This is a genomic window from Mycolicibacter kumamotonensis (assembly GCF_002086285.1).
Taxonomy (GTDB): Bacteria; Actinomycetota; Actinomycetes; order Mycobacteriales; family Mycobacteriaceae; genus Mycobacterium; species Mycobacterium kumamotonense.
In genome coordinates, this window is the sequence record NZ_MVHU01000063.1 from 1 (window position 1) to 11095 (window position 11095).

Annotated in this window: 7 protein-coding genes; 6 read left to right on the forward strand and 1 reads right to left on the reverse strand. The window is 66.4% G+C overall.

The window, feature by feature from the left end:
* From BST28_RS22280 to fabI, 3 genes are all read left to right on the forward strand, one after another.
* On the forward strand, nucleotides 1-396 hold a 396-nt coding region (locus tag BST28_RS22280; RefSeq protein WP_133054357.1), incomplete at its 5' end, for an acyl carrier protein.
* A complete protein-coding gene (locus BST28_RS22285) occupies nucleotides 393-6611 on the forward strand; it encodes a type I polyketide synthase (RefSeq protein ID WP_083083142.1) in 6219 nt (2072 codons plus the stop codon). The genes BST28_RS22280 and BST28_RS22285, both read left to right, overlap by 4 nt.
* A complete protein-coding gene (gene fabI / locus BST28_RS22290) occupies nucleotides 6604-7425 on the forward strand; it encodes an enoyl-ACP reductase FabI (protein ID WP_083083144.1) in 822 nt (273 codons plus the stop codon). Before BST28_RS22285 ends, fabI begins: the two co-directional genes overlap by 8 nt.
* Here the strand turns inward: fabI and BST28_RS22295 are convergent.
* Nucleotides 7416-8327 carry a haloalkane dehalogenase gene (locus BST28_RS22295; protein ID WP_083083150.1) on the reverse strand — a complete coding sequence of 304 codons (912 nt, stop codon included), beginning with the start codon at nucleotides 8325-8327 and terminating at the stop codon, nucleotides 7416-7418. The genes fabI and BST28_RS22295 overlap by 10 nt on opposite strands.
* Before the next feature lie 142 nt (nucleotides 8328-8469).
* Between BST28_RS22295 and BST28_RS22300 the strand changes: the two genes are divergently transcribed.
* The 3 genes from BST28_RS22300 to BST28_RS22310 all read left to right on the forward strand — a co-directional run.
* Nucleotides 8470-10131, forward strand: a complete 1662-nt coding sequence (locus BST28_RS22300) for an FAD-dependent monooxygenase (RefSeq protein WP_083083146.1) — start codon at nucleotides 8470-8472, stop codon at nucleotides 10129-10131.
* Between the two features lie 21 nt (nucleotides 10132-10152).
* Complete coding sequence (locus BST28_RS22305) at nucleotides 10153-10452, forward strand: acyl carrier protein (protein WP_133054359.1); 300 nt, start codon at nucleotides 10153-10155, stop codon at nucleotides 10450-10452.
* The coding region (locus tag BST28_RS22310) for a beta-ketoacyl-[acyl-carrier-protein] synthase family protein (protein WP_272937548.1) at nucleotides 10449-11095 on the forward strand (647 nt) is incomplete at its 3' end. The genes BST28_RS22305 and BST28_RS22310, both read left to right, overlap by 4 nt.

Sequence of the window (11095 nt, forward strand, 5' to 3'; positions counted from 1 at the left end):
TTCGACTCACTATCGGCCGTAGAACTACGCAACCGACTGGCACAAGTCACCGGACTGCGACTCCCAGCCACCCTCATTTTCGACCACCCCACACCCACCGCCGTCGCCACACTCATCACCAGCGAACTGCATGGTCGCCGCGACGCGGGTGAGGACGAACGCGCCGCCATCGACCGAGGCCTCAACACCGTTGAAGCCTTGCTCGAATCGCTGCTGAGAGATGAGGCACGCCGCCTCAACGGCGACCTCGACGCGATCAATCATCGCCTGCGTCGCCTGCAGGCCGTTGTAGCCGGCGCGAGTGGCAAGACCAGTCACGCGGCTGACGACGTACTCGAATCAGGCTCAGATTCAGAGGTACTCGCTCTCATCGATAAGGAGTTCGGCGCCCTATGACGACGAAAGAAGAGCTCAGCCAGTATCTCCGCAAGATCACGCAGGAGCTGCGCCTGGCCAAACGGCGCGTGCAGGAGCTCGAGGACCAGCGCGACGAACCGATCGCGATCGTCGGAATCGGCTGCCGTTACCCGGGTGGAGTACGGTCGCCCGAGGATCTCTGGGAACTCGTGGCGACCGGCACCGACGCGATCGGGAAATTGCCCGGCGACCGGGGCTGGGACATCGACCGGCTGTATGACCCCGATCCGGACCACTCCGGCACCAGCTACGCACGCGAAGGTGGATTTGTTTACGACGCCGCCGAATTCGACGCGGAATTCTTCGGCATCAATGCGCGGGAAGCACTCGCGATGGACCCCCAACAGCGGATGCTCCTCGAGGTCGCGTGGGAGGCGTTGGAGCACGCCGGCATCGACCCTCAGTCGGTCCGCGGGCTAAACGCCGGCGTCTTCGCCGGCATCGGGTCCCTTGACTACGGCATCGGCACCAGCGTGCCACCTGAACTTGAAGGTTACGTTGCCTTCGGGTTGGCCGGCAGCGTGGTATCCGGCCGCGTGGCCTACTCGCTAGGGCTGGAGGGGCCGGCGGTTTCGGTCGACACCGCGTGCTCGTCCTCGCTCGTGGCGCTACATCTCGCCTGCCAGGCGCTGCGAAGCGGTGAGTGCTCGCTGTCGCTCGCCGGTGGGGTGACGGTCCTGGGCACACCGATTCTGTTCACCGAATTCAGTCGCCAGCGCGGTGTCGCGCGGGACGGTCGTTGCAAGGCCTTCAGCGCCGAAGCCGACGGCGCCGGCTGGGCGGAGGGCGCGGGACTCCTCGTGCTCGAACGCCTGTCCCAAGCGCGTAGCCGCAACCATCAGGTCCTGGCAGTCATCGCCGGGTCAGCAACCAATCAGGATGGTGCCAGCAACGGTCTGACCGCACCGAACGGGCCCGCCCAAGAACGGGTGATCCGACAAGCGTTAGCAAACGCACGCCTGATGCCAAGCGACGTCGATGCGGTCGAGGCCCACGGCACCGGCACCCCGCTGGGCGACCCCATCGAGGCACAAGCCCTACTGGCGACCTATGGGCGCGACCGCACCAACGGACCGCTGGCGGTAGGGACGATCAAGTCGAATATCGGTCACTCGGTGGCTGCGGCGGGCGTCGCGGGCGTCATCAAGATGGTGCAGGCGCTGCGCCACGAGATGCTGCCCCGAACGCTGCATGCGGAGCACCTGTCGCCCTATGTGGACTGGTCAGCGGGCGGGGTCGAAGTTCTCAGCGAGTCGCGGGCGTGGCCGGCGGGGAAGCGCCCGCGACGGGCGGGGGTGAGTTCCTTCAGTGTGAGCGGCACGAACGCCCACGTCATCATCGCTGAAACACCCGCCGAGGCGGCCGACGGTCCACCACCCGAACCTGCACGCGACCCGGGCACGAGGGTGTGGCTGCTCTCCGCCAAGACCCCTGCTGCGCTCCACGCGCAGGCGCAGCGGCTTCAAGCGCACCTGCGACGCCATCCCGACCAGCGCGATCTCGACGTCGCATGGACGCTTGCCACCGGCCGCGCGCAGCTCGAGCACCGAGCTGCAATCATCGGCGGCGGGCGCGAAGAGCTGCTCGCCGGCGTCGGCGCGCTGGCCGGCCATGACCGCGCCGCAGGGTTGATTCAGGGCCGCATGCGCAGCGGCCAGACGGCGTTCACGTTCACCGGCCAGGGCGCTCAGCATCCGGGGATGGGGAGGGCGCTTTACGACGCTTTCCCCGCGTTCGCCACAGCCTTCGACGAAGCGTGCACGCACTTCGACACTCACCTGGGTCGTCGCCTGCGCGACATCATCTTCGCCGCGGGGGGTGATCCGGAGTCGGAGCTACTGGGCCGCACCGAATATACCCAGCCGGCACTGTTCGCCGTTGAATTTGCGCTCGCGGCGCAGTTGCGGGCATGGGGCGTTCTGCCCGACCTGCTGATCGGCCACTCGATAGGTGAACTCGTCGCTGCGAACGTCGCAGGCGTGTTGTCCCTAGCCGATGCCTGCGCACTCGTCGCCGCACGCGGGCGCCTGATGGGAGGGCTGCCCACGGGCGGCGCGATGCTCGCCGTCCAAGCCACCAAGGACGAGTTGGGGGAACGAATGGCGTTATATGACGGTGCCCTCGCCCTCGCCGCGGTCAACGGCCCCGCCGCCTGCGTGTTGTCCGGTGGACGGGCAGCTATCGCGGAGGCGGAGCGTCACTGGCGAGAGCGCGGGCGCAAGACCACGCGGCTGAATGTCAGTCACGCTTTTCACTCCCCGTCGATGGACGCGATGCTCAGCGATTTCACCGACGCCGTCTCCGCTGTCACGTTGTCCCCACCGCGGATACCGATCGCTTCGAATGTGACTGGTGAGCTGCTGACGGACGAGCAGGCCATCTCTCCGGCCTACTGGGCCCGACAGGTGCGAGAGCCGGTGTGCTTCGCCGCCGGTGTCACGACGTTGGCCAAACTCGGCGCCGTCCGCTATGTCGAAGTGGGGCCAGACAGCGTGCTGACCGCGATGGCACAGGACTGTCTCAGTGACGCTGAGCACGCCCCACTGGCGCTTCCCAGCATGCGCGCTAAAGGCTCCGAGACGCGGACACTGCTGCAGATGATCTCCGCCGCCCATGTTGACGGCGTGAGCGTGGACTGGCGGGCAGTCTACGAGCCGATGCATGCCCGCCAAGTCGACCTTCCCGTGTACCCCTTCCAACGTCGACGCTACTGGCGGGCTGGGGACGGCGCGCTCGGCGACCTGTCGGCGGCCGGGCTCGCATCGGCCGGACATCCACTGCTGGGCGCCGCTGTAAGGACCGCCGACAACGGCGGCTGGCTGTTCACGGGCCGCATCTCGAGCGCGACCGATCCATGGCTGGCAGATCACGCGATCCTCGATCGGACCGTGGTTCCAGGGACAGCGCTGGTCGAGCTTGCGCTGCACGCGGGCACCCATGCCGGGTTTCCCGTCGTCGACGAGCTCGTCCTCGAGGTGCCGTTGCTGGTCACGGACAGCGAGGCCGTCGAGCTGCAGGTGTCGGTCACCGGCAGTGGCGAGGAGCCTCGCCGGGTCGCCATCTACTCCCGCCCTGCATCACCCGACCACGGCGCAGAGTGGGTGCGCCATGCCAGCGGCACACTGGTCTCCGATGATCACCAGCAGGCGCCCTCGGATCTGCTCGCCGGCACCTGGCCGCCGCAGGACGCCGAACCAGTCGACGTGGGCGCCCTCTACGAACGTCTGGCCGGATACGGCCTCCAGTACGGCCCGACGTTCCAAGGGGTGCGCGCAGCATGGCGGCGCGACGGCGCACTGCTCGCCGAGGTTGCCCTGAATCCGGAGACCGCCGCCCGCGCCGCTGGCTTCGTCATCCACCCTGCGTTGCTCGACGCGTGCTCCCATACCGCCGCGACCGCTATGACCGACCTGGAAGAGGGCACAGTGGCGCTGCCGTTCTCGTTCTCGGGCGTGCACGTCGGGCGTGGCGGTGCCGCGGCGGTGCGCGTCGCGCTGACCATGACTTCACCGGACACGCTGAGCCTCGAGGCGGTGGACGCGTCGGGTGCCCTCGTCGTGCGGGTCAACCAACTTGCCGTGCGCCGCGTTGAGCAGAGCCAATTGTCGGGTGTCCGCGGAGGCCGCGGCGCCCTCTTCGCGATCGACTGGGTCGCGCTGTCACCGAGGCAAAACAATGGTGAACCAGCCATCATCGTCTTAGGCGAGGCCAGCACCACCGCACTCGCCGATGAGGCGCAGGATGCAGACATAGCGGTCGCATACCTGTCGGGGGAGGACGATCCCGTGCAAGCCACCCTTGCGCTACTGCAGGAATGGCTCGCCGAGGATCGGCTGCGGGCGACGCGTCTCGCCGTCGTCACGCGGCGCGCCGTCGCGATCACCGCCGGTGAAGAGCCCGATCCGGACGGCGCAGCGGTGTGGGGACTCGTGCGTTCGGCGCAGTCCGAACATCCCGGGGCATTCCTTCTCGTCGACGCCGATGAGGTCGAGGAGATCCGGTGGTCTGCGGTGCTCGACACCGATGAACCGCAGATCGCCGTGCGGGCGGGACGCCTGCATGCGCCACGGCTGGTGCCTGTAACCGCCACCGGCGGCCTCGCAGTGCCCGAACATGGCGATTGGCACCTGGACTCTGAGCGGTGCGCGACGCTCGACGACTTGACATTCGTCCCCGCGGCGCGCGCCAACGCTGCTTTGGGCCCGACTGAAGTCCGTGTCGCGATACGCGCGGCGGGGCTGAACTTCCGCGATGTCTTGATCGCGCTGGGGCACTATCCCGGACGGGCGCCGCTGGGCGGCGAGGGAGCGGGCGTCGTGCTCGAGGTCGGCGATCAGGTGTCGGGGGTCGCACCCGGCGACCGCGTGATGGGGCTGATTCCGGAAGCGTTCGGGCCTACCGGAGTCACTGATCACCGCCTGCTGATCCGCGTGCCCGCCGGTTGGTCGTTCATCGAAGCGGCCGCAGCGCCGACCATCTTCTTGACCGCGTACTACGCCCTCGTGGACCTCGCGGGGCTGCAGCGCGGAGAGCGGGTGTTGATCCATTCCGCCGCCGGCGGTGTCGGCATGGCCGCGTGCGCACTCGCGCGGCACCTCGGCGCGGAGGTGTACGCGACGGCAAGCCCCGCCAAATGGGCGACGCTGCGCGCCCAGGGCATCGACGCGACGCACCTCGCTTCGTCGCGTGATCTGACGTTCAAAGACCGTTTCAGTGCGGCGACTCGAGGCGCTGGCGTCGACGTCGTGCTGGACGCGCTGGCCGGCGAGTTCGTCGACGCATCGCTCGCGCTGCTTCCGCGTGGTGGCCGCTTCATCGAGATGGGCAAGACCGATGTGCGCGATGCGGATATGGTGAGCGCCGACCACCCGGGTGTCCACTACCGCGCGTTCGACCTGACCGAAGCAGGGCCTGAGCGTATTCAGGTGATGCTCACCGAGCTCGCCACGTTGTTCGAGTCGCGGGCGCTTGACCTGCCGCCGCTCGCCGCGTTCGACATACGTCAGGCGGCCGACGCTTTCCGCCACGTACGCGAGGCGCGCCACATCGGCAAGGCTGTGCTCACGATCCCCCAGCCGCCGAGGCAGGACGGCACCGTCCTGATCACCGGGGGCACGGGTGCGCTCGGTGCCCACGTCGCCCGTCACCTCGCCGTGGCGCATGGCGTGCGTCGGTTGATGCTCATCGGCCGACGCGGCCGGGGGACGCCCGGCGCAGACCAGCTCGCAGCGGAGCTCGCGGCACATGGCTGCGAAGTCACGATCGTCGCCTGTGATGTCACCGATCGAGCGCAGCTCGCCGCGGTGATCGATGCGATTCCCGAGGAGCATCCGCTGACCGTGGTGGTGCACGCCGCCGGAAGCGTCTCGGACGCGACAATCGAGACGCTGACTGCGGAGCAAGTCGAGCGCGTGCTGGCCGTCAAGGCGGTCTCCGCAAGCCACCTCGACGAGCTCACGCGCGATGTCGACCTCTCGCAGTTCGTGTTATTCAGCTCAGTCGCCGGCACTCTTGGTAGCGGGGGGCAGGGCAATTACGCGGCCGCCAACGCCTACCTCGATGCGCTGGCGCAGCGCCGACAACTGCATGGTTTACCGGCCCAGTCCCTCGCGTGGGGACTGTGGGAGGAGGCGGCCGGTATGACGGCAGCGCTCGGCGAGACCGACCTGGCTCGTATCGCACGCCTGGGCGTCGCGTCGCTGCAGCCCGAGCAGGGCCTTGAGCTTTTTGACGCCGCGCGCGCCTGCGGACGGGCTGTGCTGCTGCCAGTGCGTGTCGACATGTCAGCCGTGCGCGGCCTGGCAGCGGAGGGGATGTTGCCTCCGCTGCTGCAAGGTCTCGTGCGTGGGCGCAAATCGTCGGGCGGGTCTTCGGCACTGCTACGCCGATTCGCTGAGACGCCGGATGCCGAGCGCGAGGCGCTCGTCCTCAACGAGATCCGCGGGCAGATCGCCACCGTGCTTGGGTATCCGACGGCGTCGGCGATTGATCCGAACCTCACTGTCAAGGAGTTGGAGTTTGATTCGTTGGACGCGATCGAGTTGCGCAACCGTCTCGCCTTGGCGACCGGTATCCGACTTCCGGCTACCGTCACGTTCGACCATCCAACACCCGTTGAGCTGGCGCGCTTCGTCACAAGGCGGCTCAACGGGACCGAAGACACACCGCTGGCCGGGGCGATGACCAATGGATGAGCGCATTCTTGCAGGCCGACGCCTGTTGATCACCGGTGTCCTCACCGAGAATTCCATCGCGTTCGCTGTCGCCGAGCAGGCCCAACGTGCCGGTGCCGAGGTCATACTGACCTCATTCGGGCGCGCGCGCCGGATCACCAGTCGCGCAGCCCAGCAGCTGCCCGCCCCCGCGGACGTGCTCGAGCTCGACGTCAACAGCGAAGACCACCTCGCCAATTTGGCGGCCGACCTACAGGGGCGCTGGGGCCGGCTCGACGGCGTGCTGCACGCCATCGCCTTCGCTCCGCTCGACGCGCTCGGCGGTGGCTTCCTCGATGCGCCGGCGAACAGTGCGATCGAGGCTTTCCGCACCAGTGCCTACTCGTTGAAAGCGTTGGCGGTCGCGCTGGCGCCACTGCTCAAGAACGGCGGCTCGGTGGTCGGTCTGGACTTCGACGCACAGTTCGCGTGGCCGCTTTACGACTGGATGGGAGTGGCCAAAGCAGCGCTGGAGGCCGTGAGCCGTTACCTGGCGCGCGACCTCGGACCTTCAGGCATCCGCGTCAACCTGGTATCCGCCGGCCCGCTAGACACCGTGTCAGCAAGCGCGATTCCCGGCTTCGACCAGATCGCCGGCGTATGGCAGCGCCGCGCCCCCCTCGGCTGGGACATCGCCGACCCGGGGCCGGTTGCACGAACGGTGTGCTTCCTGCTGTCAGCCTGGTCGGCTGGCATCACCGGCGAGATAATTCATGTGGACGGCGGCTTCCACGCGATGGCAACGGAGCCCGTCACCGCCGACATGCTCGCGGCCCTTCCCAAAACTCAGGATTGAGCGCCGACGATCGCCTTGGGAGATGACAACCACCTGGCCAGGGTCGTCGCGATGAACTCGGCTTGGTCCTCGAATACGAAGTGACCGGCCCCCGGGATCACGAGCGGATCTCGCGCATCGCGGAAGATCGCGCGAAGCCGATCAGCGAGGCGCTCACGCGGGAAAATCAGGTCGTGTTCGCCCCACATCAACAGCACCGGTCGGTCATCGTGAGCTAACGCCGTAACGACGTCGCGATTTGCCGATGCGCCAGGGGAGTCCGGGGTCCGGGGGATGAGTTCGGGGAAGGCGCGCACGCCGGCTTGATACGCCCGGGTGGGATAGGGCGCGTCGTATCCCTTGACGACCTCACGGGACGGCCGGGTGTGACAGCCCATCCGTACCAGCCGTCCACAGGGAACGGGGTCGCGCTCGGCAACGATCTGACGGAAGAGGTGCCAGACCTCGCCCAGGTCGAAGTCCCCCGTGACGGCCACGGTCTCCATCGCGACGATGCGGCTGATCCGGTCACCCACCTCGCCCGTTGCAAGGCGCAACCCGATCGGGCCGCCCCAGTCGTGCAGCAACAGCGTGACGTCGTGTAGGTCGAGGTCCCTCACGAGCTTGGCCAAGACTTCGACATGCCGTTCATAGGAGTACCAGCCGATGTCGGCGGGCTTATCGGAGCGCCCGAATCCGGGCAGGTCCGGTGCGATGCACCGGTAACCCGCAGCGACCAAGGGTGGAATGCACTTGCGGAACAGGAACGACCAAGTCGGCTGTCCGTGAATCATCAGGATCGGAGGGCCGCTTCCTTCATCAACCCGCGCGATACGCACTTCCTCAAAGTCGATGAAGCGTGCCTCGAATGGGAAGCCGGGCAAACTACTGAACCGATCGGACGGGGTTCGGAGGATGTCCATGGCATCCACTATTGCACGATACTGGCAAACAGATCCGGCAAACCTATATACCTCGGCCCCACCGTTTGGTAGCGTCGGTCTGCGAGCGCGTTTTCGCACCCCGGGGGATGGGTCACCCCCACTTCATGAGGAGGGCTCGAGCGTGGCGAACCAGGACTACGACGTCGCGATAATCGGTGGCGGGGCAAGTGGCCTGAGCGCCGCGCTGCAGCTCCACGACTTGCGGCCGCAGACTCGCATCGCAGTTCTCGAGAAATCCACGTATCCGGTGCCGCCCACCGCATTCAAGGTCGGCGAGTCGCTGGCAGACGTGGCTGCTCATTACTTCAACGACGTCATCGGTATCCGCAACCACCTCGAATCCGAGCACTTAAAGAAGATGGGACTGCGGTGGTGGTGCCCCGGAGACGACGGCAACAAGGACATTGCCCAACGGCATGAGATCGGCTTGGCGCGCTTCTCGCCGCTGGCCAACTTCCACATCGATCGTGGCGTCATCGAGAACCACATGGTGTCGCTCGCGGCTGACCGCGGGATCGAGATCCTCGACAGCACAGCGGTTTCGCACGTGGACTTCAAGCCCGACCGCCACACCCTCGCCGTCGAATCGGTCGGGCGCAAGAGGGAGATCGGAGCGCGTTGGGTGGTGGACGCATCCGGGCCCCGACGGTTGCTACGGCAACAGCTAGACCTGGCGAGCGAACTCCCCATCCCGAACAACGAGAACTGCAGCTTCTTCCGGGTCCCCTATCAGTTGAAGATCGACGATTGGTCGCAAGATCCGGCATGGCGCGCGCGTGTACCGAGCGGGACACGCTTCCGAAGCACGAACCTGTTTGTCGGCCGGGGATTTTGGATGTGGGTGATCAACCTCGGATCCGGCTCGTGCAGCGTTGGGGTCGTGACCGATCCGGCGCACGTACCGTATGAGCGGATCCGCAGATACGATGCACTGCTCGATTTCCTTCGCGAAGTCGAACCGCAGGTAGCCGCTCACCTACCGCCAACGGCGGACGGTGTCATGGACTTCCTGAAGCGCCGGCGGTACACGCACACGGTTCGCCGTACGTTCTCGCGGCAGCGCTGGGCGCTGTCCGGGGAGGCGGGTGTGTTCATAAATCCCATGTACTCCACCGGCCATGACACGGGCGCAATCAGTAATACGCTGCTGACCGACCTCATCCGCCGTCACCTCGACGGCGACGACGGCGCCGAATTCACCCAGCGGGTACGGCAACACAACCGCTCGATGCTCGGAATTGTCACCATTCTGCGGGACGTCTTTCCCGGCGCGCTTGCGGTGTACGGCCAACCAGAGGCCACTGGCTGCAAGCTCGCGTGGGACAACAGTAACTACTTCGCGCTCCTGATGACGCTGTTCCGCAGCGGGAGCCTGCTCGACATCGACCTGATGCGATCGCTGCAGCCGCTGCTGCTCCATGCCACAGAACTCAACGTGTTCATGCAGAGCCGCTTCATGGAGTGGGGCGCCGCCGAGAAGGACCTGACGCAGGTCGGTGTGCCTCAAATGACCGACTCGCATATGGAGAACTTGTTCACAACACCGTTGCGCGCCCTTGACTCTGAGCAGATGCGTGCGCACATGCACAAGAGTGTCTCGCGCATGCAAGCGATGGCAACGGAGATGTGCTCTCGGATGAGCGACGCGACGGGGCAGCCCATGCCCACACTGCCGTACGAGCCATCCCCGCCAAGGGAGGGGGAGTTCCTGCTGTGGGTCAATCGTGACCTGCGCAAATCAGGGCAGGAGCCCCAGGTTTCGGATAATTGGCTGGTCGCGTAAAGCAATGGAAAGGTGACGCGCGTGGTGGACACGACTTCGACTGAGACGGTATCCCAAGAGGAGATAAAGGCGATGATCGTCAAACTCCTCGTCGAGGAGCTCGACATCGACGAAGATCAGATCGACGACTCGGCGACGATGGAGGAGCTCGACCTCGATTCACTCGACATGGTCGAGATTGCGCAGGTCGCGCAACGAAAGTACGGAGTGCGTGTTCGTCCCAGCGACGCTGAGGGCATCACGGACCTCGGCGGAATGGTCAAGCTGATTCACCGCAAGGTCAACAGTAACGAGCCGAAGGCCTCTGAGGACGACGAATGAGTCACCGCCGCGTGGTGGTCACGGGATTTGGTGCAGTGTCCCCACTCGGCGTCGGCGCACAGCGCCTGTTGGATCGATGGTCGGCGGGTGAAGCGGGCGTCGTCGTCGACGGCGTAGCGGCCTGCTCGGACTTCAAGCCCGCCGACTTCCTCACCCCGGAGGAGATTGAGTCCTACGACCGCTTCACCCAATTCGCGGTCGTGGCGGCCCAGGAAGCGCTCACAAAGGCCGGCTGGGTCGAAAACGGCGCACCAGTAGCGCCGGAGCGGATCGGCTGCGTCGTGGGGTCGGGGGAAGGCGGACAGGGCACGCTGCAAGCCGCAGGCACCTTGAACTTCCCCGACGTCCCCAAGGCGATGTGCAATGCGGCGGCCAGCGTGCTGGCGATGCGTCACGGTCTCGAGGGTCCTGCGTGTTCAGTTGTTTCGGCATGCTCAAGCGGTGCAGACGCGATCGTCGCAGGTATCCGCATGTTGCGCCTGGGTGAAGTGGACGCGGTGCTGGTCGGCGGCTCGGAAGCGGGAATCTATGAGCTCCCGCTCTCCGCCTTCCGCTGCATGGGGGCGCTGTCGCCGTCTGGGGTGTCGCGTCCGTTCGATGCGCGTCGTGATGGCTTCGTGATGGGTGAAGGTGCCGGCGTGCT